The following is a 21,780-nucleotide window of genomic DNA, read 5'->3' as shown; positions in this document are numbered from 1 at the left end:
TGGTTTCACATTTAGCGTGCCTACAACGAAACAGGGACGCATTTTTCTTTTGATATCACAAAAAAGGGAATAAATGTTAAATTAGAGAGAGGAGTTATTCATGTAATTATGCTGCTACATAAGGGGGAATACTGCCAATATGCTTAAGAAAAGCATTCGATTACCCTTAATCTATTTTATATCAAGAACGTTTTGGAATTTATTTGCAAATAAAGAGATTAATATGGTTGAGAATATTTCCATCTCCATTGTCATGTACTTGATTATTATTTTTTATGAATGGTCTAAAGTTCCATATGAATGGAAGAAGAAAAACAATGAGTAAGCAAGTGGAGTAAAGGTGAACTTTTATTTACTAGAGCTGAATATTACAAAATTATAGTATTATATGAAGGGAGAAAATAGTTTCATTATGGGGGATATATGAAAAAAATAATAAAAAGGATTCTTATAGCAATCGTACTATTAATTGCTGTAGGTTATTCAGTAAACGAGTTATCTCAATCTAGAACGTTCCAGTTCTTTGGCGGTTTAGTTAATAGTGTAGAAACAGACGAAAAAGTAGTAGCTTTAACATTTGATGATGGTCCTGGGGTACATACAGATGAAATTTTAGACATATTAAGAAAACATGATGTGAAAGGTACTTTCTACTTAACAGGATATGAAATTGAAAAGTATTTTGATGACGCGAAAAAGATCGTGCAAGAAGGACATGAAATTGGAAACCACTCCTATTCCCATCAAAGAATGGTTTTTAAATCTCCATCTTTTATTAAAGATGAAATAGATAAAACGGATGAGCTAATCCGACAAATCGGTTATGAAGGAGAAATCACCTTCCGTCCGCCTTTTGGAAAAAGGTTAGTTTTGTTACCGTATTATCTCTCCAAGCTAGATAGGAATACGATTTATATGAATATAGAGCCAGATTCTTATCCTGATATTGCAGCTGATGCAAATAAAATCGTAGACCATGTTGTAGAAAAGATAAAACCTGGTTCCATTATTTTATTGCATGTCATGTATGAGAGTAGAAAAGAATCACTCCATTCAGTAGAAGGGATTATTACTTCGTTAGAAGAGCAAGGGTATACATTCGTAACCATTTCCGAACTTCTAGAATATGAAATTCAAGAGTGATAGAGAATGCGAGCACTTCTTCAAGTGCTCGCATTAATAGTTCTTAATAATAATTGCTAACGAAAGCTGTACCTACAATAATTAATAAAATAACAACAATTAAGCTATCCTTGTTTTCGTTATTTAAATTATAAAGCTTATATCATTCGATGTAATCATTAGTCATTTCCTCTTTCCAGGTCTTCCAAAGCCAAAGCAAATAGATATCCAAAAACTTGGTCATATCAACACATGCTTGACTCATCTTCCTCTAAATTGATATTCACACGTTTTATCGTTTTTAACATAAAATGTTAGATCTAAAGTGAAAGGATGATGGCTTAGATGACAAGCATACCAGTAACTGGTTATCTTTATCATTCTGATGAAGATAATTCTGAACACTCGCATACTCTTTATATAACTTCATGGAACGGGCGACCTGTTCATACACATGAATTTAGAGGAGTAACATCATTTGATGTAGGGCATGACCATCGTTATGCCGGAACAACAGAACCAGCTCCTAGTGGTGTACAACATACACATCGTTATGGGACTTTTACTAGTTTTGACGAACGACATAGACATGAAATCCGAGGTGTTACTGGACCAGCAATTTTCCTCCCAGAAGGAGGCCATTACCATGAATTCAGTGGAGTAACTACTGTTGATGGTGTTACTCCACATAGACATAAGTATAGTGGTCGAACTAGTTTATAGAATAATAATGTTTTTTTTAAAACCTATTTCTGATGAGGTCCGTTTAGCTCAAATCATATTCAATAAACATAAAAAGACGATGAAGCTGATATTAGGGTCTATTTTTGCTTGTATTGCTGCCATTTTACAGGCTTCTGGTGGTTTTGTACCAGGTGTAGGATATTTTATAAGTCCGCTTGTCACTGCACCTATTCTGTTATGTTCCATGTTATCCATTTCATTTGGAGTAAAGTCCTATTTTCTGACTATTATGTTGTTATTCATCCTGCAGCCAACGGAACTAATTGTATTTCCTTTTACAACAGGATTATTAGGACTTGGCATAGGAGCATCTTTTTCCTTTTTTCGGAAGAGAGTAAGTATTATTGCTACTGGCACAATTCTTTTGATGTTAGGAATAATGAGTTTAATTTTTATTTTTCACTTTCCAATTCTAGGGCCGGCCGTCTCTGATTCCTTTTCAATTCTTACAACCATAAGTATCATTTTATTTGCTTTCCTTTATAGCTGGTTATGGGTTGAAATTGCTTTAGTCATTTTTAAAAGAATAAAAATGATTATAATTTAGTGATCCTCTAAAACAACCTAGAAAAACAATATTTTGGTGAAATCAAGATGTTCAACTTTTAATACCTGGAAAAATGAACAACCAAGGGAGTCTGCTTCTTCCCTTGGTTGTTCATTAGATTGAAATTTAGTCCATGTAAGAGTTGTATCAAGATTAAGTAGAATTTTGTAGGTATGATTTATGGAACTATTTCAAAAACAGTGCCTTGGTTAAAATCAGTTACATTCATAGAACCATAAACCCCTAAATAAAGTCTCGATTGATCCAGATTCGTTCCCAGACTAGCATAAAAGGCTGATTGAAACCCAAAATCATAATCGGTTTGAATCACACTGAAATCATTTTGTTTGCCATCTGGTCTCATTCTAGTATAAGCTAAAGCGCCTCTAACCTGTGGTTGAGAATCTTTCCGGGCAAAATCAGTAAACACAACACTTCCTGTTAAATCAGGGATTCGATTCCCCATATAAGGCTGAATTCCTGTTAGTGCAGTTCCTTCGAATTTATCGGGTCGGGGATCTTTATGAAAATAACTAGTTAAAGGCTGAAGACGACTCCCTGAAAGTGATACTGATTCATTGTAATAAGCAATTGTTTTCTCATCTAAAGACGAATTATCAGTACAGCCTCTTATGGTCGAAGTAGGAAAACACCCTTCCCACCCCCGCCAGCCAAAGTTAATAAATCCATCTTGGTCAGTAGAATTACTAAAGAAGCTTGAATAAGCTGTGTAACTGGTATGGGTTTATAATGAAGAAATGAAAAGATCGACTCGACCAAGTCCTGTCCGACATTTCCCGCATATTTAATATACTGATTATTGAACCTTTGAAATGAAATGCCTGGTATATTACGAACTCCTTTAGCAATGACTGTGAGCATTTCCTGAATAGGTATGGGAAGTTCATTAAAGCGTGTAACTACGGGTGGATTATTGATAAATGAATTTTTATCCACATCCATTTCAATTATTTTACCGGCAATCTCCATATCATCCTGGCTTAAATTAAATGGATCATAGCCCGATCCACCATCTCCGGTTGTTAAAACAAGTTTTCTTGTTTCAGGTGAAAAGTTTAAGCTATTGACACCATTATGATTAGAAAATGGTCTTCTTAAGTTAAGTAATGTCCGCTGTTTTTGAGGTAGACCATTCGATTGAAGAATCCATTCTTCAACTGTATCTAGATGATCATATTGAATTTCTCTATTTATCCATTTTAGGTTTAAGGTTCTGGATCGCACGGATTAGGGTTGAAAAAGTCAGGAAGAGCACCTGGACCTTGTGTTCCAGCTACTGAATAATGAAGGTAAAACAGACCGTTATAATAAAATTCGGGATGAAACGCTAGCCCTAGCAATCCCCTTTCATCATAACCACCACCAGAAGCACCTAGTTTTATGACTCGTGGGCGAATATCTAAAAAAGTCCTTACCTCTCCGTTTCCTATGTAATAAATCTCTCCTACCTGGGTTGCAATAAATAATCTTTCAATTGAGTCACCTGGAAGTATAGTTGTTTTCAAAACAGTGGGTAAATTTATCTTACTTACAATGGGCCGTAAACTAACCTTAACTTTTTTCAATTAACTTACCCCCCTTCTTATTGTTATCTTTTATAAGAATATGATTAGAAATGTTCAATAAGTACCACAATAGGGCCGGGAAATTTCACATTTCACCACTCATACTTTCATAAAAATAACATCGCTTTCCTAATCGACTAGAAAGCAGATAGTGAAAGAAGTTTTAAGTTAGTCATTAAATTGAAATAAAACATACACGAACCATTGAAGGAGTAAATAACGAATTAGTACAAAGTAACACACGTATATATAGAAAGGGAGGGTTAAATAAGGAGGGATATTATGGCGAATCCGATAGTTGAGAGATCATTAGACGAAATCCGATTTTGGTCTAGGATTATGAAAGAACATGCCTTATTTTTAAGCTTGGGTTTTACTTATGAACAGACACAACTTATCGATGAAGCTCGACAGTTCATTTCATTGTTCGAAAGTATTGAAGAAAGGTTAGCTAGATTTACTGTAAATTCAGATTTACGTCAAATTCAAGCCTTTAATAGTGAGGTTTATCAAGCTGCAGCAGCAATATGGGGCTACAAAAGAAAAGTCTTAGGCTTAACTTTAAGTTGCCAAATCCGTCATAACAATTTTCCTTTGCTAGTTGATCATATTAGTAGAGAGGCAGCATACTTTGCTAACCGTTTAAAAGAACTGAATGAAGGGAAGCTTGCCCCAGAACCAGATACTATAATCGAAGAAAATGTGTTTTTCTTAAAAATTATGGCAGATCATGCAAAGTTTATTGGCCATCTTTTAGATCCTTCTGAAAGAAAATTGGTTGAACAGGCAAGAGATTTTAGCCATGATTTCGACCAATTGATGTTTCAAGCGGTTGATTTAGACTCCATGCGTCCTCAATCAGAAACTAAACCAATTTTAAGTCAATTTTTAAATCAAAATAAAGTATCGGTTGCTTCCTTAAGGGACTTTAAGAAAACAGCTAGAGAGTTAATTGAAGCATGCCGTATCAAAAGTAATATTCATCCTCTTTTGGCAGACCATACATTTAGAGAAGCTGAGAGATTTTTGGAAATTATAGATTTATTTGAAGCTAGTTTGAAAAGAACATGATTCTCAGCTAACTGAGTGCAGTGACTGAACAAGGAGTTGTCGATATCGATACGGCAGCTCTTATTTTGTTAAAGTGACAGAATGTAGTATTGTTGAAAGCTATACTTGAATTCTTGCTTTCATTAGGGGCAACATTAGGATTTATGTTATATGTTGTTCAAGATGGACATTTGATTAATTTCTTTGGATCTCATCATAATCACGAATATTAGCCTTTTTACCTGTGTTCTTCGCTGGCGCGTGTATTTCCTTTATAGATAAAATAAAGAGCAATGATCATAAATAGTAATGCGAAATAACGTTTCATATCTAAAGGAATGACTAAGCTATTGAACCAGCCGAAATGGTCAATAACAATGCCGATTACAAGCTGACCAATGATAACAGTAATATTGGTTGCAATGACCCCAATTCTAGGAACAGCTATAACGATAAAAAGTACAAACAGCACACCTAGAAATACGGCGCTTAGTTGCCATTTAGGCACTTCAAAAATAGCCAAAAGATTTCCTTGACCAAAAAAAAGAATAAAGATTGCAAGGAACATTGTTCCGGTTAGAAAGGTTAAGAGTGTCGTTTCAATTGTTCCGGCTTTACGACTGAGTGTACCATTAACAGCTGATTGTATGCTTAATGTAAGACCACCTATTAAAGTGAAAAGAACCATCATAATACTCATTTTTAGACCTCCTAATAAACCAACACAAGTGCTATAATCATTGAAATAACAGCTAATATTTTTTCTTTATTGATTCCCGATTTCTTGCTTCCAAGCCAACCATAATGTTCAATCACCATACTCATGACTAATTGACCAATAATAACGGAAACCATAGATATCCCAACACCAACATATGGGACACTTATTACAATAGCTGTTAGATAAATAACCCCTAAAAACCCACCAAGTAATGTCCATTTCGGTGCTTCAACGGTATAGGAAAGTTTACCTTTTCCAAAGAATAGCCATAATAACCCGAGGATGATTGAACCTACAAAGAAGTTATAAAAACTAGTTTCAAGCTTTCCTACTGTTTTTCCTAATTCACCGTAAATAGCTCCTTCAAAACTAAGTGAAGCTCCTGCTACTATAGCTAATAAATAAGCGATATAACGCAATAGATAAAACCTCCATTTATATATATAAATATCTAGAAAAATCGATATATGCATTAAAAAAAACAGAAATCACCCAAATCAGATTTCCGTTTTAAGATAATCAGCAAACTGACGAATGGCTTCTTCATTTCTTCGATAGTACGTCCACTGACCATATCTTACAGATTCAAGAAGACCGGCTTTCTGCATCATATTTAAGTAGTGTGAAACCGTAGATTGAGAAGCTCCGGCTTTTTCTTGAATATCGCCCACACATACTCCCCCTTTGTAACTAATCTCCTTTGGCAGGTGAGCGCCTTGTTTAGGAAAATGCTTCTCCGGTTCTTTTAACCACTGTAAGATGTTAAACCGAGTTTCGTTAGATAATGCTTTGAATACATCGATAGGTTCCATGTCTATATTATATATCGATTTTTTTCGATATGTCAAAGTACAGGGTTTCCCTGTCTATTTGATTTAAAATCTTAACTAATGGAGAGCTATATTGAACAAGACAACTAATAATAAAAAAGGTATTTGCTGCACAGTACAAATATACTGTTAATAAATTAATCACTTAGGACGATTGTATTCTAAGTGATTGAAACAAACTATGCAGCAATTAATGATCGAAAAAAATATCCAAAGCATGGTTATTTAAATGTTGCTAGACATTTTTAGATTGCTTTACGATCAATTTCTTAACCTTAAAATGGTGATAAATCGTTAAAGCGATCCCGATTAAACTTAAGATTGTTGATAATATTGTGCTATACAATAAACCTCTGACAATATTTTGGTTTAACAAAAACGATCATTCCTTACTTTTGGATTATGTTTCTTGATTATTATTTATTGACTCGCTCTAAATAATACAAGCAACTTCTCATAAATAGTTAACCCTACAAAATGGTGCACAAAATGTCGGATGACTAAAGGAAACTCCTGTTATTCTATTGATGAAAGGAGGTCATATGAATGGATTTGCTTAAGGACATGAATACTGCAATGAAGTATATCGAGGAAAACCTTACTAACGAAATAGATTTCAAGGTGGTGGCAAGGTTAGCTCATTGTTCGGAATATCATTTTAAAAGAATGTTTTCTTTCCTTGCAGGAATTTCGTTATCAGAATATATACGCCGTAGACGACTTAGTTTGGCAGCATTTGAGCTTCATAAGAGTAACGTAAAAGTAATCGATATTGCGTTGAAATGTAAGCGTCAAATAGTCCCCACCTATTAATGTGATGGGGACTAACTTATAATCTACTTATCAAGTTGAATACGACAGTGAGCCGGAAGACTGTTTGACCAAGGAAGCAATTGATCAATGGCGTTTTCATTATTCACATCTATATTGGGAAGCTCTTCAAACAAGTGCATTAAGTATTGATAAGGGTTGAGGCCATTTTCTTTGGCCGTTTCTACAATACTATACGTTACAGCACTTGCCTTTGCTCCTTTCGGAGTGTTGGCAAAAATCCAGTTCTTTCTTCCAATTACGAATGGTTTAATAGATCGTTCACTTCTATTATTATCAATCTCTAGTCTACCGTCCTCTAAGAAAACCTCTAACTTATCCCATTGATTGCGACAGTATTTAATTGCTTGTCCGAGTGCACTCTTTGGTAACACTTTTGGCGTTTGCGTACGAAGCCATGCTGAAAAAGCGCCAAGAAGTGGTCGACTTTTTTCTAGACGTATTTGATGACGTTCAGGGAACGATAAATCTTTTATTTCTCGTTCGATCGCAAAGAGTTGGTTACAAAATTTTAAGCCTTCCTTTGCTAAGACATCTTTCGACTGTTCTTCTTTAGGCAAAGCTTTTAAAGCTTCATCAAATTTTCGACGAGCGTGTGCCCAGCATCCAACTAACTTTACGTTTGAAATTCCATTGTATCCAGCATATCCATCTACATGTAAGTATCCTTGGAAAGGAGATAAAAACTTTCTAGGATGTTTACTTGCTCGTGTTTGCTGGTAATCAAATAATACAATCGGATGGCCTTCCTGTCCTGAACGATAAAGCCATAAGTATGAGGTAGCTGTTGATGGACGATCTGGCTCTCGTAGCACTTGCAGCGTCGTTTCATCAGCATGAGCAATATCAAGATTCATTAGATATTGATACATTCGATCATAGATGAGGTTTAACCATGTATTAGCACCATAAAGAACCCAATTAGCTAATGTTTGGCGTGATAAAGAGACATCTAGACGAGCGAATTGTTGTTCTTGTCGATACAATGGAAGCCCTTCTACATATTTTTGATTCATGATGTAGGCCATCGCAGATGGCGAAGCAAGACTCTTGGGAAAAACAGGTTTCGGCATAGAAGCTTTAACAATAGGAGTCTCCGTACTTTCACGTTCACAACGGCGACACGCATAAACATGTTGTACATGTTCAATGACCTTCACTTCCGCTGGGATGACTTTTAATTCACGACGTACCTCTGTCGACATTTCGTGTAGATTTCCATTGCAGCACGAACAAACCTGATCTTCCACAGGTAATCGATACTCAATGACTTCCTTCGGAAGGTTCTCAAGTTTGATATCACGTTGCCCTTTGGTCTTTTTACGTTGATACGTAATCGTTTCAACCGTAGGTTCTTCAATGGATGGATCAGCCGTAATTTCTACCTCATTAAAAAGAGGCAATTCTAACTGATCAGCATTTGTCTTCTCACTTGAAGTACCAAATTGGCGTTGCTTACTAAGACGGAATTGTTCTTCATACCATTTAATTTTTGCCGTCAGCTCCGCGTTTTGTTCCTCAAGTGATGAGACACGTTTTTCTAAATCTTTAGTTGTAGGTTGAGAGGTGGTTTCTGTTGTTTTCATAGCTTAATTATACATCACCTCTCATCCATTTGCTTATCATTTATTCGTTAAATGACACGTTGTGCAGTAACTTTTGGATGTGCTGATTTTTGATCAATAGAAAGGCCGTCAAGTAACCAACGGAACTGACGATGGCTAATCATTTGCGGAGAAGAAGATGAATCTTCTGGCCAAGGGAACGTACCTTTTTCTAAACGGCGATAATAGAGCCAAAATCCATTATGTTCCCAGTGAAGGATTTTGATCTTATCTCGTTGTCTATTACAGAAAACAAATAAACACGGGGAAAATGGATCTAATTGAAAACTTTCTTGTACGATAGCCGCGAGGCCATCAATAGATTTTCGTAAGTCTGTATTTCCTTTTGCAAGGTAGACTTTATCAATGGAGCGTTGATTGATCATCCGTTTCTCAGCACGCGTAGTACACGAGATAAATGTTCTTCACTCACATTTTCAGGAATATAGACAGACAGGTCATCTATTCTCACTTCAATGGATGTGGTGGGGAAGGTAGGCACATCAAAAGATGTCCAAATCTGGCTTACCTCATCACTTGAATCTGAGTTTACTTCTGCCTTGATCTTCTTTCGCCAATAGTGGAATTGATATTCTGTAATGTCATCTTGTTTAGATACCCATTCCTGTATCGTCTCCCCGCTGTCTTCGTATGCCTCCATGCGTTTTTTCCACAAATCGTGTTTTTCTTTACGCTTCATAGCGACACCCTTTCATCATTATTGATTAAAGTATCGCATGGGACCAGGGCTATTGGAATGTGTGTATTATTTGACGCTTACCGTTGAAATATGGATACAATTCACCGGACTCCTTTACTAGAGCTTTTCTCAATTTACATGGCGTCACACCATCAGAAGCAAGAAACAATGGTCAGCAATTAAAAGCATATCCACTCATGACCTTCCAACTGTCAATTAAGGGAGGAAATGAAATGAACTACCGAATCGAACAAAAAGAAGCATTTAATATCATTGGGATTATGAAACGAGTTCCCATTGTTTTTGAAGGAGAAAATCCAGAAATAGCAGCGATGTGGCAATCCTTGACTATGGAAAAAATAGACCAGTTACAAAAACTTTCTAATGTTGAACCAAAAGGAATGATTCAAGCATCTACAAACTTTTCAGAAGGACGAATGGAAGAAAAAGGAGAACTCGATCAGTATATAGGAGTGGCGACAACACAAGAGAATCCTGGAAACTTTTCAACACTTGAAGTTCCTGCTTTAACATGGGCGATCTTTGAATCAACCGGTCCATTCCCTAACACCCTCCAGGAAACGTGGGGAAGAATTTATTCTGAGTGGTTCCCATCCTCTAACTATCAAGTAACAGAGGGACCTGAAATCTTGTCGATCAAAAGCAAAGATTTAACTTCACCATCAGCAAAATGCGAAATATGGATTCCTGTTTTGAGGAAGTAAAAATGATTTGAAATGTAATTCTGAGCTGTTGCGGCAGCTCAGTTTTTTCTATGTTCATTTTAAACGAAAAAAAGATAGGTTGGGAATGAACCAAGCTAACAAGTAATAAAATGAAAAAAATGTTACTTGCTAGGGGAATGAACAATATGTATCCCAATGGAATGATGTATTCACAAAGGTCACCAAATGGACCTATGCAAGTTGTGTTAGTAGAACCATATGTATATGCAACTCTTCGTAGCCTTATTGGAAAGAGAGTGGTTATTGATACATCGCGTGGTCCTGTAAATGGAACGGTTGCTGATGCTAAACCTGATCATGTTGTGGTTCAAGAATATGATTCAACATTCTTTGTTCGCATATCTGAAATCGTGTGGATTATGCCTGAGTCCAAAAACCAATAGAAGTTCCACTGGAAAACCCTAAATCTTGGGGTTTTTTAATTTGTATTCATAATTTTATCATGATTTGTTTGTACATTAACGTTTCTCGTTCCCAAAATACAAAAAGCATGAAGTATAGGGCGACAGACGCCCGACGAATACTAAATCCACTCGACCAGGGAATAAGGTTGCCACCTAAGTCATCTTAATTCAAATCATCGATTCTTCCTGTTATGATAAAAAACACATTCAATAACTAATAAATGAAAAAGAAAGAAGTGGTTATTCCATGCCAATAAATAGACCGACAAAATCGATCAACGACATACCCTTTTCTGTACTAGACCTTGCATCGATCGTGCAAGGGGGGACGCCTAGCCAATCCTTCCAACATTCGATAGAGTTAGCCCAGTTAACGGAAAAGTTAGGCTATAAACGATACTGGGTAGCGGAGCACCATAATATGCCTGGCATAGCAAGCTCTGCAACATCCGTCGTCATCGGCCATGTAGCGGCACATACCTCTACTATCCGTGTAGGATCCGGTGGAATCATGCTTCCGAACCATTCGCCACTTGTTATCGCGGAGCAATTCGGTACTCTCGAAGCGATGTTTCCAGGCCGAATTGATTTAGGATTAGGACGTGCACCGGGAACGGATCAACGAACGGCTCATGCCCTACGTGGGGCAAATTACACCAGTGGCGACGATTTCCCAGAACAATTAGAGCAACTGCAAGCCTATTTCGAAGGTTCTGGACCGGTACGAGCAATCCCTGGTGAAGGAGCAAATATTCCTATCTGGTTGTTAGGTTCTAGTGGGTTTAGTGCCAGGTTATCGGCACAACTCGGGATGCCATTTGCTTTCGCCAGTCACTTTTCACCTGAAAACACATTACCAGCCTTGGAACTGTATTACGAGAACTTCCAACCGTCAAACGATTATAAAGAGCCTTACGCAATGGTAGCAGTAAACATTATCGCAGCAGATACGGACGAGGAAGCAGAATTGCTTGCCACTTCTATCAAACAAAGCTTCCTAAACATGATGAGGAACACACCATCACAGTTACAACCGCCAGTAAAAAATTTGGATGAACTCATGAGCCCATATGAAAAGGCGGTTTTAGAGAAACAACTAGGCTCCACAATCATCGGAAGTCCTAGCAACGTAAAGAAAAAGCTGCAATCGTTCTTAGATGAGACGAAAGCAGATGAGATCATGGTGAGCACGATGGTCTATGACCATAACGCCCGACTCTACTCCCACCAACTCGTGGCAGAAATAGTGGGGAAATAGGAAAAATGCTCTTTCTATCAACGGAAGCGGTAGCTTAATAAAAGTTATCGCTTTTCCCTTTTGGAGGACCGGTGCGCTACTTAATGATCAAAAACATTTTGGAGTATTTCTTTCGATAAGAAATGCTCTTTTTTTAGAGGGTATGGAGTCTTATCAACAATAAAATATTATAAAACACCATAAATTTATTGTTTTACGATAAATGTTGTATTATGCTGTACTCAAAGAAGAGTGACGAGCATAACTAAACGACTCTACTTTTGTTAATGTTTACGTCTGACACAAAGGGTTTTCGTGATCGGGGGAGGAAGGGATGCCTATCATTTATATACTGTGGGATCTGAAGTTGTTCTTACTCATTATTCTAGGGGTATTAGTAACCGGAACATATCTTCTGAGGCTAAAAGCAAGCTATTTCCTATTCTTTTTCATTCCTGCTTCACTAATTGGTTTCACCTTTTCGATTATGCTGCTCATCGACTATGAATATCACTTTGTTGCTCATACAGATCTAAGCGAGTTAACTGCTAATGATTTAAGTATTGGTTTGAAAAAAACGGATAGTAAATAAGAAAAATATGGTGATTATACGACAAGCGAAAGTGCTTATTATAACCAACTAAGAAATTACGACAGTTTATCCATCGATCGAGATTCGGAGGGTATCATCCGTTTTTTGTCTGTAACGGCAGAAGAGTTTGAAACGGATCGAGGAATACGTGTAGGCGATGATTTCGAATTAGTTAAAAAAGTATACGGTCCGAACTTTTATTACAGAGATGAACAAAGCATGACGGTTCTCGGCTATCGCGATCGAAAGCAAGGAATTACATTAGAATTTTTCAGCATCGACTATTTGGGTAAGGGGATAATCACCTCCTTTACACTTAGTGATTATAGGCATTATTGACAAAATCTAGTTAGCTAGATAGAGCAAAAACGACGGAAGGTGGTTTAAAATGATCTTGTTGTTACTAGGGTTCATCATTCTATTGCCTATTTTAGGCCTTTTGCTTTACAAGCATTCAAAACTTACAGGTGCCATTTTTATCTCATTCCCTCTTGTTCTAGTAGTTCTTTTAGTTGGTTGGTGGATAGTAGCAACCAATCATTACTTCGTATATTCGACGAATCTAGAAAATGAATCGATCGGGGAGTATCGTTTACATGAAACACTAAGAAAAGATGATCTAAATCGATTTGGCTCCTATCAGAAAAGGGAAAACGATAATGGATATTCTTATGACTATAAAGACCTGTTTCTAAGTACAGACAGTGAGAATCAGATTGTTTCACTGTCAGCTAAGTCACAACCTATTGAAACGTCCTCAGGACTAAAAATAGGGGACACGATCGAAAGAGCCAAACTCATTTATGGCGATCATTATTATTCGTATCGAGAAATGGGACTGGGAAAGGGTTGGGTTTACGTTGATAGGAATAATAAATATATGCTTACGCTATGGACCAAGGATGATCAAACTGTCGAGAACATATGGTTATCGGTCTATTAGTTAGAGGAGGGGGAAATGTTAGAGAAATTAAAAGGTCTTTTCTAGTAGTTAGCACTCCTTCAAAGGGTGCTTTTTTATAAAAAAAGGAAATTAATGTTAAATTCGTGTATGATTGTTAGAGCTTATAGAAAAAGGTGGTTCTCATTATGAAGTTGAGGGTCTTGCTCTGTTGCTTTCTCATAATCATCTTAACAGCTTGTTCTCCAACGACACAAACGGTTGTTTCCGATAAGGAAACCTTTTATGGAGTAGGAGAATACTGGACTGTTAGTTACATATACAATCCAAAATTGTATGATGAAAAAAAGGTAAATTGGGTTGAAATCGAGCCAAAAGGTTTCGAAGTATCACAGGAAGATCTCAGTAATATTGACATTGAAATAGAAAGTAGAGATGCATTGATCACAGGTAATGTTGGAGATATGGTAACAGAAATGGATGGCAATGTTCTTTCGTTTTTAGTTGGAACGGTTAATTTTGAGACATACGAAGAAGATGAATATAAAATCACTATAAACTTTAATGATAGACACGACGTTATAAAGTTACAGTTGGAAAGATGATAGTAAAGCAAAGAGTTATTGTAAAAGTAAGTAAATAAAACAAACGGAGTAGAAGAGAGTATGAAGAAATTACTATATCCTTTTTTATTATTAGTAGTATTAAGTGGTTGTCAAGAATTAAACAATAATGAAAAAGAGAATTTAATAGAAAATAATAAAACGGAAACTAATAGGAGCGAATCAATGTTTATTTTAGATAATTATACAAACACAATTAAACATAATCTTGAATTGTACTCTGATAGGTTAATTGAGAAATTAGTTGAAATTCAAAGGTTGAATTTTTATACCGAAGTGGAGTTATTAGATTTTTCTTCCTTGGTGGAACCGACAAGGTATGAACTATCAATTATAATGTATTCGATGGATAAAGAAGCTAATGAAGTCTTCTATGAAGGTGATGATCCAAAGGTGTTTGCCGATAGTTTGAATGTAGTGGAAGATGTAGTATATTACGAAGAACGAGCTGATCAAAAGGATGAGTTTCTTGAATTTTATGAACAAAATGAAGAAGAAATAGTTTTGGCAGAACAAGAAGTAGTCAAGAATTGGTTTGTAGATTGTTGGAAAAAAGCAAATGGTCAAGATTTTCAACTGCCATCTTATTTTTCTTTTCATGATGAATATAAATCATTTGATTTAAAGAATAACAAATGGATTTCAGAAGAAGAGATGTGGGCTTATTAACATTCACTAATAATGGGGTTCATAACTATGGAATTAAGAAACTACTTAAATCATGTTTTCCCAGGATTATACTTGAAACCAAGCCTCTATCATCAGTGGGAGATAGGAATTCATTTTGAATTAGGGGAAGGAATGTACCAGTTTACAGATGAGGATAAGCTTAATCTTAATAGGTTTGAACGAGTTTATAGTCAAGCTTTGTCTGTTTTTCATGATCTCTTTTCTGATCAGGATGAAATGATTCTCGTTACAAATGTATATCATCGCAAAAGTTACAAAAAAAGGATAAAGCCAACAAAGGTTTATGACCGCTTCCTCAAAAATAAGAAATTAAAATATAAAATCAGGCAGAAGACTTTGCCATTCGTTTTTGACGAAGAGGAAGCTGAAGAGTCTTACATTTCGCAGCTTCACCTAAAGTGCAAAAAGCGAGATTTAGATTACCTTTTACTAATAAAAGCAACTTGTAATGAGGACTTCCCATTGCAACCTAAATTGGGTGAGGAGAACGGGTCCTATTATCCAGATGTCTTTTTCATCAATACTTCTAAGAATATCATTTTCTTCATTTATGACGATAGAGGTTGCGAAGTGATCGCAGATAAAAAAGAAACAATCATGCCGTTATATAAGAAATACAAGGGTTGGGTTTCTGAATTTAAACGGAAAGAGATAGAAGAATAAGTGGATGCATAGTAATCGGCTTTGGAAATATCCTTCGCTTTCCGGGGGAGCTGGTGAGCCTCCTGTTCTTGTTGAAGCAACGAAGGAGAAAGTTGAATAAACCATAGAACACCGTTAATAAACGGTGTTCTTTTGGTTTAGGAGGGATAGTAGATTATGAGTAAATAATCCTTTGGAAACTATTTCACAAAATCGATATGGTTGTTGATTGAAAAAAGATAACATGTTTTAACTATATGACTCTATGCAAAGGTATAAAATGGAGAAAGTAATTTGTAAAATTAAGTAGTATTTAGAGCTTTTATGTAATAAAATGTAAAAAACGGGCACTTTTTTACTATTGCTATAGTGAATAAGTGATTAATTAATAATTATAATCTGTAAATACATTAATGAAAATAAAATGTTAATTTTGTTGTTAGAACCATTATGGTGGCTGGAGCGTCAAAGGGTGGAGAATAACTCAAAATCAATGAGTGAATTCAAAACTATTCCAATTCAAAATAGGTTTTGGAGGGAATTTTTGTGGGAAGGTTTAAGTTTTTGAAATATAAAAAGAAGGATTATCATTCTGAAACTAACATAGATGATCATTATTTACTTAACAATAAAACATTTGAGTCTCTTTTTGAAAATTATCCTGATGCTGTTTTTACTTTGGATAGAAACGGTCATTTGTTGAACTATAATTCCTCAGTTAAAAGAATATTTGGGTGTGATGACAATGATTTAAAAAGAGATTTTAGAAAGTATTTGTTTAAGGATAATCAAGTACAGAGGACAAATCGTTTACAAAAAGCTCTTAATGGAGAAGCGCAGAAATTTACGTCTGTTGTACGTTTGAAAAATGGTGAATTATTACATGCTGAAGTCAGTTACACTCCAATTTTCAGTGGAGATAAGCAAGTATTAGGTATTTATGGAATTGCAAGAGACATTACAAAAGATGTGGAAAATGAAAAAGCGATATTGAAAATAAAAAGTAATCTAGAATTGGCACAGCAGGTTGCAAAAATAGGTAGTTGGGAGTATGACATCATTGAAGATGAATCTTTTTGGTCAAACCAAACATATCAAATTTATGGTATTGATGAAGCGTCTGGATATGTACCTACCTATAATAAAGTGTTAAAGCGGATTCATCCTGATGATCAAGAGTATTTTGACTTCATTTTTACTAACTCAATTAAAAATTGTGAAAGCTACAACATGGAATTTAGAATTTCACGAGTAGATGGAAGTACTATCCATGTATATGAACAAGCGGAAGTAATATTGGATGAAAACAAGCAACCGATAAGAATTATCGGGTTTATTCAGGATATCACAAAAAGAAAAATGGTAGAAAATAAATTAAGTGAAAGTGAGCAAAGATTTAAAAATATTTATACTAATCTTGAAGCTGGAATATGGTCATTTGATGTTAGTAGAAATGAATTTATTCTTATTTCTCCAGGAGTTGAAGTTGTAACAGGATATACCTCGGATCAATTTAAACATGATATAGCTTGGGAATCGATCATTCATGGGGATGACTTACCAAAGTATCGTAAGCTTCAACCTATTTTACAGAATGGCGAATCATTAAACCATCAATATCGCATCATTCATAAATGTGGAGAAATCAGGTGGGTTCAAGATCAGACCATACCTGTTTTAGATGACAACGGGAATCTTATAAGAATAGATGGGATTATTACGAACATTACCGAACTAAAGGTATATGAAGAAAGAATTACTCATTTCGCATATCATGATATTTTGACAAATCTACCCAATAAACGGATGTTTGACGATCTAATTCAATCACTAGTCAAATCAAAAGATCCTATTAATTTCACATTGTTATATTTAAATCTAGACCGTTTGGGAAATATAAATGATACATTAGGCTATGAAATTGGAGATAAATTATTACAGGAGTTCACTAAACGAATCAATACCTTATTAGATGATACTAGTCTAATTGCAAGACTCGATGGAGATGAGTTTAGTATCATTCTGTATGACTTTAAGGAGAAGGAATATCCTGTTGCCATTGCAAGAGAGATAATCAAACTTTTAAAGGAACCTTTCTATGTAGACGATTACGAACTGTATATTTCATCGAGTATCGGCATAAGTAATTTTCCACATGATGGAGAATCAAAAGAAGAACTATTAAAAAATGCACGTGCCGCATTAAATAGAGCAAAAGAGATGGGGAAAAATAATTACCAAATTTATTCTGCATCCTTAAATATATCATCATTTAAGTTGTATACACTTGAAAGAGATTTGCATAAGGCTATTCAAAATGAAGAATTATACTTGGATTTTCAACCTCGTGTGGATACGGCAACAGGTAAAATGGTTAGTGCTGAAGCGCTAGTTCGATGGGAACATCCAATTTGGGGACAGGTTTCACCAGGTGAATTTATCCCACTGGCAGAGGAAAGTGAACTAATTCTTGATATTGGGGATTGGGTATTAGAAAAAGTATGCTCTTACTTGCAAAAATGGAGTGAGAACAAGTCGCCGATAGTTCCTATATCTATTAATGTTTCAGCTAAAAGGTTTTTAAGGAATGATTTGATATCTAAAATGAAATATGTTTTAGAAAAAACAAATACAGATCCAAAATTCATAGAACTTGAAATTACTGAAACTACATTAGTTTATAATGAGGAAACTGTAAGTCAAGTTATACAATCATTAAGGGAAATGGGCATTCGTATTGCATTGGATGATTTTGGTACCGGTTTCTCATCCTTAACTTATCTGAAGAATTATCCAATAGATACAATAAAAATTGATCAATCATTTATTCAAAATATTAATATTGCGAAAAGTGATGAGATGATAATAAAATCAATCATTTTTTTAGCTAAGGGACTAGATTTAAACGTAGTCGCAGAAGGTGTTGAGACAAATGATCAGTTAACATTTCTCAAACAGCAAGAATGCGACGAAATTCAAGGATATTTATTTAGTAAGCCTGTTGATGAAAAAAGGTTTGAACAGTTATTAAAAAATAAAGTCCTTAAAGTAAATAATTCTCTTCAAAATCAAGAGAATATTGAAAATAGAAGGAAGTATTATAGAATTAACTTACTTTTTCCTCTTAGTTCAAATATGTCTCTAACATCGATTAATGGTAAAAGCGTTGAATTAGGGAAAACGGAAGTATTGATAGAGGATATAGGAATTGGTGGATTGAGATTTCTGTCAAACATAAACTTACCAGTTCGTCCTGATGTTATTTTAGAATTCGAAACCTTGATCATGGAGCACATAGTAAAATTACAAGGCCATATTGTATGGAAGCAAGAGGTAAATGATTTATATCAATATGGACTTCAGTTTACTATAAATGAGGTTGAGAGGGACAAACTTGTTAAATTATTAAATAATTTTCAAATTCAACTTCGTAAAAATCCCTTAGTACAGGATTGTCATTTTATTCAAGAGGATAAAATGAATTACCTGAAAATAAAGAAATAAGTTGTGTTAACCTTTAGAACGGATCATTTTCCTCATTTATGACGATAGTGGTTGCAAAGTGATCGCAGATAGGAAAGAAACGATCATGCCGTTATATAAGAAATATAAGGGTTGGGTTTCTGAATGTAAATGAGATGTGATAGAAGAAGAATAAAAAGCCACGAAGCGCCAATATATCAGCGTTTCGTGGCTTTCATTTTCATTTGTGCAGCTTGTTATTTACCTGATGTTTCAGCGGAGTTTTCTTCCAAAAATGTTCTGAAATGATCTCCCCAATCACAAATGGAAGTTACTACGGGTTCTAGCAGTAAACCAACTTCACTTAGTTGATACTCCACTTTAGGAGGTACAACCGGGTATACAACTCTAGTAACAATTTTATCTTCCTCTAATTCTCTTAATTGTCTAATTAACATACGTTGATTGACTTCGGGAAGGTAACTTTGTATTTCACTTAATCTTAATGGAGACTGTTGAAGCAGACACCATATAATTGCGATTTTCCAGCGGCCACCTATCACTGATAAAGCCAAGTCTTTGTTAGTGAAAAAAGTTTTTTCTTTATAAGATATTTCCATATATTGTTACCCCTTTCCCTGTTATTCCTTTTATAGTGACAGAAATATCAGTATTGTCTGAACTATTATAATGTGTGATTATGAAAATGTAAATGAGAAAACAAGAGAAGGAAGGGATTCATTTGAAAAGTAGAGCTGCTGTTGCATTTGAACCAGGGGAACCACTTCAAATTGTAGAAATTGATGTGGAAGAACCACAAGCAAAAGAGGTATTAGTGAAAATTCTCTATACATCAGTCTGTCATACAGATGCTTTTACATTATCAGGTGATGATCCGGAAGGTGTATTTCCTGCTGTATTAGGTCATGAAGGTGCTGGGGTAGTCGTTGCTGTAGGAGATGAAGTAACTTCAGTAAAACCGGGGGACCATGTGATTCCACTATACACGGCTGAATGTGGAGAATGTAAATTCTGTCGTTCTGGCAAAACAAACTTATGTAGTGCCGTACGAGAAACTCAAGGTAAAGGTTTAATGCCTGATGGAACGACTCGTTTCTCTTATAATGGAGAGCCGGTTTATCATTACATGGGAACAAGTACATTTAGTGAATATACAGTCGTTTCTGAAGTCTCTTTAGCAAAAATTGATTCAGAAGCACCGCTTGATAAAGTTGGTCTATTTGGATGCGGTGTGACTACAGGAATTGGGGCTGTACACAAAACAGCTAAAGTAGAAGAAGGAGCTGTGACAGCCGTATTTGGTCTAGGTGCGATCGGATTAGCTGTAATTCAAGGATTGGTTCAAGCAAAAGCAAGCCGAATTATTGCGATAGACTTAAATGAAGATAAGTTTGAATTGGCTAAAAAAATGGGAGCAACTGATTTTATAAATCCTTCTAAATTTGATAAGCCAATCCAAGAAGTCATTGTTGAAATGACGGATGGAGGAGTCGATTATAGCTTCGAGTGTATTGGAAATGTTGAAGTAATGAGGTCTGCTCTTGAATGTTGTCATAAAGGTTGGGGTGAAAGCGTTATTATCGGTGTAGCTGGCGCAGGTAAAGAGATTCATACTCGTCCATTCCAATTAGTAACGGGTCGAGTATGGCGTGGTTCTGCCTTTGGCGGCGTAAAAGGAAGAACGGAGCTTCCGGGAATGGTTAAAGATTATATGAATGGTAAGATCGATATCGATTCTTTTATCACACACCACTTAAACTTTACAGACATCAATAAGGCATTTGATTTGCTTCATAAAGGTGAGTCAATTCGTACGATGTTAACATATGGAGAGTGAGAACGTGAGTCTAAAACTGATTGAAAAACATCGTTCTTTCGGCGGAGAACAACGTAAGTATACTCATTATTCAGAGGTATTGAAGTGTGAGATGACATTTAGTATCTACTTGCCATCAAATAAAGAAATGAGGGAAATCCCACTTATTTGGTGGCTGTCTGGTTTAACATGTACAGATGATAATTTTAGTCAAAAAAGTGGATTTCAACGTTTGGCAGAAAGATATCAAGTGGCCGTTATGATTCCAGATACTTCGCCACGTGGAGAGCATGTTGCGGATCATGATGGATGGGACCTTGGAAAAGGTGCCGGTTTTTATTTAAATGCGACACAAGATCCGTGGGCAAAGAATTATCACATGTATACGTATATAGTAGATGAGTTAAGCGCTATTGCGTCAACATTGGTACCTTATTTTTCAGGAGAAGAAAGCATTATGGGCCACTCAATGGGTGGTCATGGAGCTTTAGTAATTGGCATGAAAAGTGCAACAAGGTTTAAAGCGATTTCTGCCTTTTCTCCGATTTTGAGTCCTGCTAGAGTTCCATGGGGAATAAAGGCTTTCTCAACTTATTTAGGTGAAGATCAAGCTGCTTGGAAAAAATGGGATGCTTCAGAATTGATCAAAGAGGGCGGCATGCCTCCAATTCTTATTACCCAAGGAACGGAAGATCATTTTTATCGAGAACAATTAGATGAAACTCATTTCCTAAAGAATGCCGAGGAAAATAATCAAATAGTACATTACGAGAAAAAGGAAGGTTATGATCATAGCTATTTCTTTATAGCAACTTTCTTAGAGGACCATTTCTCATTTCATATGCAGCACTTAAGATAATTCAAGTATGTAAAATAACATGGAATGAAAAGTAAATATATCCACATGAGCT

The 21,780-nt window shown here is 35.6% G+C and carries 24 protein-coding genes and 3 pseudogenes; 19 read left to right on the top strand and 8 right to left on the bottom strand.

Annotated elements, in window-relative coordinates:
• Positions 1-139: 139 nt before the first annotated feature.
• From BkAM31D_RS21400 to BkAM31D_RS21385, 4 genes are all read left to right on the top strand, one after another.
• The gene (locus BkAM31D_RS21400) at positions 140-325 is read left to right on the top strand and encodes a hypothetical protein (protein WP_066158860.1); all 186 of its coding nucleotides are present in this window, start codon (positions 140-142) and stop codon (positions 323-325) included.
• Between the two features lie 98 nt (positions 326-423).
• Positions 424-1,143, top strand: a complete 720-nt coding sequence (locus BkAM31D_RS21395; RefSeq protein WP_066158863.1) for a polysaccharide deacetylase family protein — start codon at positions 424-426, stop codon at positions 1,141-1,143.
• Between the two features lie 324 nt (positions 1,144-1,467).
• Positions 1,468-1,845, top strand: coding sequence for a YmaF family protein (locus BkAM31D_RS21390; RefSeq protein ID WP_066158866.1), 378 nt, complete (start codon positions 1,468-1,470; stop codon positions 1,843-1,845).
• Positions 1,846-1,924: 79 nt separating this feature from the next.
• Positions 1,925-2,413 carry a hypothetical protein gene (locus BkAM31D_RS21385; RefSeq protein ID WP_306807421.1) on the top strand — a complete coding sequence of 163 codons (489 nt, stop codon included), beginning with the start codon at positions 1,925-1,927 and terminating at the stop codon, positions 2,411-2,413.
• Positions 2,414-2,591: 178 nt separating this feature from the next.
• Here BkAM31D_RS21385 and BkAM31D_RS21380 read toward each other — a convergent pair.
• Positions 2,592-3,999 (bottom strand): annotated as a pseudogene (locus BkAM31D_RS21380) (PQQ-dependent sugar dehydrogenase).
• A gap of 282 nt (positions 4,000-4,281) precedes the next feature.
• On the opposite strand from BkAM31D_RS21380, the gene BkAM31D_RS21375 reads away from it, so the two are divergent.
• The gene (locus BkAM31D_RS21375) at positions 4,282-5,070 is read left to right on the top strand and encodes a DUF2935 domain-containing protein (protein ID WP_066158870.1); all 789 of its coding nucleotides are present in this window, start codon (positions 4,282-4,284) and stop codon (positions 5,068-5,070) included.
• 217 nt (positions 5,071-5,287) lie between these two features.
• Here the strand turns inward: BkAM31D_RS21375 and BkAM31D_RS21370 are convergent, their stop codons facing one another.
• The 3 genes from BkAM31D_RS21370 to BkAM31D_RS21360 form a co-directional block, all read right to left on the bottom strand.
• Complete coding sequence (locus BkAM31D_RS21370; protein ID WP_066158874.1) at positions 5,288-5,749, bottom strand: DMT family transporter; 462 nt, start codon at positions 5,747-5,749, stop codon at positions 5,288-5,290.
• Positions 5,750-5,760: 11 nt separating this feature from the next.
• Positions 5,761-6,189: a DMT family transporter gene (locus tag BkAM31D_RS21365; RefSeq protein ID WP_066158877.1), complete on the bottom strand. Its 429-nt coding sequence runs from the start codon at positions 6,187-6,189 to the stop codon at positions 5,761-5,763.
• 78 nt (positions 6,190-6,267) lie between these two features.
• A complete protein-coding gene (locus BkAM31D_RS21360) occupies positions 6,268-6,582 on the bottom strand; it encodes an ArsR/SmtB family transcription factor (RefSeq protein WP_066158891.1) in 315 nt (104 codons plus the stop codon).
• A gap of 564 nt (positions 6,583-7,146) precedes the next feature.
• Between BkAM31D_RS21360 and BkAM31D_RS21355 the strand changes: the two are divergent.
• Positions 7,147-7,383, top strand: a pseudogene (locus tag BkAM31D_RS21355) (helix-turn-helix domain-containing protein); the annotation flags it as partial.
• A gap of 53 nt (positions 7,384-7,436) precedes the next feature.
• Here BkAM31D_RS21355 and tnpC read toward each other — a convergent pair.
• From tnpC to tnpA, 3 genes are read right to left on the bottom strand one after another with little or no spacing between them, the layout of a single operon-like run.
• Positions 7,437-9,017 (bottom strand): IS66 family transposase, encoded by a 1,581-nt coding sequence (gene tnpC, locus BkAM31D_RS21350; RefSeq protein WP_066161166.1) that lies wholly within the window; start codon positions 9,015-9,017, stop codon positions 7,437-7,439.
• A 47-nt stretch (positions 9,018-9,064) separates the two neighbouring features.
• Entirely contained in the window at positions 9,065-9,421 is a 357-nt protein-coding gene (gene tnpB, locus BkAM31D_RS21345) for an IS66 family insertion sequence element accessory protein TnpB (protein WP_012960630.1), read from the bottom strand.
• Positions 9,418-9,735, bottom strand: coding sequence for an IS66 family insertion sequence element accessory protein TnpA (tnpA, locus tag BkAM31D_RS21340; RefSeq protein ID WP_012960629.1), 318 nt, complete (start codon positions 9,733-9,735; stop codon positions 9,418-9,420). The genes tnpB and tnpA overlap by 4 nt, the downstream gene beginning before the upstream one ends.
• A 77-nt stretch (positions 9,736-9,812) precedes the next feature.
• Between tnpA and BkAM31D_RS21335 the strand changes: the two are divergent.
• From BkAM31D_RS21335 to BkAM31D_RS24920, 11 genes and pseudogenes are all read left to right on the top strand, one after another.
• Positions 9,813-10,460, top strand: a pseudogene (locus BkAM31D_RS21335) (GyrI-like domain-containing protein); the annotation flags it as partial.
• Positions 10,461-10,570: 110 nt separating this feature from the next.
• Positions 10,571-10,864 carry a YuzF family protein gene (locus tag BkAM31D_RS21330; protein ID WP_306807420.1) on the top strand — a complete coding sequence of 98 codons (294 nt, stop codon included), beginning with the start codon at positions 10,571-10,573 and terminating at the stop codon, positions 10,862-10,864.
• Positions 10,865-11,132: 268 nt separating this feature from the next.
• Positions 11,133-12,143, top strand: coding sequence for an LLM class flavin-dependent oxidoreductase (locus BkAM31D_RS21325; RefSeq protein WP_066160242.1), 1,011 nt, complete (start codon positions 11,133-11,135; stop codon positions 12,141-12,143).
• A 313-nt stretch (positions 12,144-12,456) separates the two neighbouring features.
• Positions 12,457-12,714 (top strand): hypothetical protein, encoded by a 258-nt coding sequence (locus tag BkAM31D_RS21320; protein WP_066160239.1) that lies wholly within the window; start codon positions 12,457-12,459, stop codon positions 12,712-12,714.
• A 105-nt stretch (positions 12,715-12,819) separates the two neighbouring features.
• The gene (locus BkAM31D_RS21315) at positions 12,820-13,053 is read left to right on the top strand and encodes a hypothetical protein (protein WP_066160237.1); all 234 of its coding nucleotides are present in this window, start codon (positions 12,820-12,822) and stop codon (positions 13,051-13,053) included.
• A gap of 49 nt (positions 13,054-13,102) precedes the next feature.
• Positions 13,103-13,657, top strand: coding sequence for a hypothetical protein (locus BkAM31D_RS21310; protein ID WP_066160234.1), 555 nt, complete (start codon positions 13,103-13,105; stop codon positions 13,655-13,657).
• 146 nt (positions 13,658-13,803) lie between these two features.
• The gene (locus tag BkAM31D_RS21305) at positions 13,804-14,220 is read left to right on the top strand and encodes a hypothetical protein (protein ID WP_066160231.1); all 417 of its coding nucleotides are present in this window, start codon (positions 13,804-13,806) and stop codon (positions 14,218-14,220) included.
• A 60-nt stretch (positions 14,221-14,280) separates the two neighbouring features.
• A complete protein-coding gene (locus tag BkAM31D_RS21300; RefSeq protein ID WP_066160228.1) occupies positions 14,281-14,907 on the top strand; it encodes a membrane lipoprotein lipid attachment site-containing protein in 627 nt (208 codons plus the stop codon).
• A gap of 27 nt (positions 14,908-14,934) precedes the next feature.
• Positions 14,935-15,591, top strand: coding sequence for a DUF3885 domain-containing protein (locus tag BkAM31D_RS21295; protein ID WP_066160225.1), 657 nt, complete (start codon positions 14,935-14,937; stop codon positions 15,589-15,591).
• 525 nt (positions 15,592-16,116) lie between these two features.
• Positions 16,117-19,074, top strand: a complete 2,958-nt coding sequence (locus tag BkAM31D_RS21290) for an EAL domain-containing protein (protein WP_066160222.1) — start codon at positions 16,117-16,119, stop codon at positions 19,072-19,074.
• Positions 19,075-19,132: 58 nt separating this feature from the next.
• Positions 19,133-19,207, top strand: coding sequence for a DUF3885 domain-containing protein (locus BkAM31D_RS24920; RefSeq protein WP_371807211.1), 75 nt, complete (start codon positions 19,133-19,135; stop codon positions 19,205-19,207).
• Between the two features lie 82 nt (positions 19,208-19,289).
• On the opposite strand, the gene BkAM31D_RS21280 is transcribed toward BkAM31D_RS24920, so the two are convergent.
• Positions 19,290-19,652: a winged helix-turn-helix transcriptional regulator gene (locus BkAM31D_RS21280; RefSeq protein WP_066160219.1), complete on the bottom strand. Its 363-nt coding sequence runs from the start codon at positions 19,650-19,652 to the stop codon at positions 19,290-19,292.
• Between the two features lie 122 nt (positions 19,653-19,774).
• On the opposite strand from BkAM31D_RS21280, the gene BkAM31D_RS21275 reads away from it, so the two are divergent.
• Positions 19,775-20,890, top strand: a complete 1,116-nt coding sequence (locus tag BkAM31D_RS21275; RefSeq protein ID WP_066160216.1) for an S-(hydroxymethyl)glutathione dehydrogenase/class III alcohol dehydrogenase — start codon at positions 19,775-19,777, stop codon at positions 20,888-20,890.
• A 4-nt stretch (positions 20,891-20,894) separates the two neighbouring features.
• On the top strand, positions 20,895-21,728 hold the full coding sequence (fghA, locus tag BkAM31D_RS21270) for an S-formylglutathione hydrolase (protein WP_066160213.1): 834 nt from the start codon (positions 20,895-20,897) through the stop codon (positions 21,726-21,728).
• Positions 21,729-21,780 lie beyond the last annotated feature (52 nt).

The organism is Halalkalibacter krulwichiae (assembly GCF_002109385.1).
Lineage (GTDB): Bacteria > Bacillota > Bacilli > Bacillales > Bacillaceae_D > Halalkalibacter > Halalkalibacter krulwichiae.
This window is presented reverse-complemented; position numbering and strand designations above follow the sequence as displayed.

Excerpts from the sequence above, each read along its gene's own strand:
- BkAM31D_RS21400 (WP_066158860.1), top strand. The coding sequence starts at position 140 with ATGCTTAAGAAAAGCATTCGATTACCCTTAATCTATTTTATATCAAGA.
- tnpC (WP_066161166.1), bottom strand. The coding sequence starts at position 9,017 with ATGAAAACAACAGAAACCACCTCTCAACCTACAACTAAAGATTTAGAA.
- BkAM31D_RS21370 (WP_066158874.1), bottom strand. The coding sequence starts at position 5,749 with ATGAGTATTATGATGGTTCTTTTCACTTTAATAGGTGGTCTTACATTA.
- BkAM31D_RS21330 (WP_306807420.1), top strand. The coding sequence starts at position 10,571 with ATGAAAAAAATGTTACTTGCTAGGGGAATGAACAATATGTATCCCAAT.
- BkAM31D_RS21390 (WP_066158866.1), top strand. The coding sequence starts at position 1,468 with ATGACAAGCATACCAGTAACTGGTTATCTTTATCATTCTGATGAAGAT.
- BkAM31D_RS21395 (WP_066158863.1), top strand. The coding sequence starts at position 424 with ATGAAAAAAATAATAAAAAGGATTCTTATAGCAATCGTACTATTAATT.
- BkAM31D_RS21295 (WP_066160225.1), top strand. The coding sequence starts at position 14,935 with ATGGAATTAAGAAACTACTTAAATCATGTTTTCCCAGGATTATACTTG.
- BkAM31D_RS21325 (WP_066160242.1), top strand. The coding sequence starts at position 11,133 with ATGCCAATAAATAGACCGACAAAATCGATCAACGACATACCCTTTTCT.
- BkAM31D_RS21305 (WP_066160231.1), top strand. The coding sequence starts at position 13,804 with ATGAAGTTGAGGGTCTTGCTCTGTTGCTTTCTCATAATCATCTTAACA.
- BkAM31D_RS21280 (WP_066160219.1), bottom strand. The coding sequence starts at position 19,652 with ATGGAAATATCTTATAAAGAAAAAACTTTTTTCACTAACAAAGACTTG.
- tnpB (WP_012960630.1), bottom strand. The coding sequence starts at position 9,421 with ATGATCAATCAACGCTCCATTGATAAAGTCTACCTTGCAAAAGGAAAT.
- BkAM31D_RS21320 (WP_066160239.1), top strand. The coding sequence starts at position 12,457 with ATGCCTATCATTTATATACTGTGGGATCTGAAGTTGTTCTTACTCATT.
- BkAM31D_RS21360 (WP_066158891.1), bottom strand. The coding sequence starts at position 6,582 with ATGGAACCTATCGATGTATTCAAAGCATTATCTAACGAAACTCGGTTT.
- BkAM31D_RS21385 (WP_306807421.1), top strand. The coding sequence starts at position 1,925 with ATGAAGCTGATATTAGGGTCTATTTTTGCTTGTATTGCTGCCATTTTA.
- BkAM31D_RS21375 (WP_066158870.1), top strand. The coding sequence starts at position 4,282 with ATGGCGAATCCGATAGTTGAGAGATCATTAGACGAAATCCGATTTTGG.
- BkAM31D_RS21310 (WP_066160234.1), top strand. The coding sequence starts at position 13,103 with ATGATCTTGTTGTTACTAGGGTTCATCATTCTATTGCCTATTTTAGGC.
- BkAM31D_RS21300 (WP_066160228.1), top strand. The coding sequence starts at position 14,281 with ATGAAGAAATTACTATATCCTTTTTTATTATTAGTAGTATTAAGTGGT.
- tnpA (WP_012960629.1), bottom strand. The coding sequence starts at position 9,735 with ATGAAGCGTAAAGAAAAACACGATTTGTGGAAAAAACGCATGGAGGCA.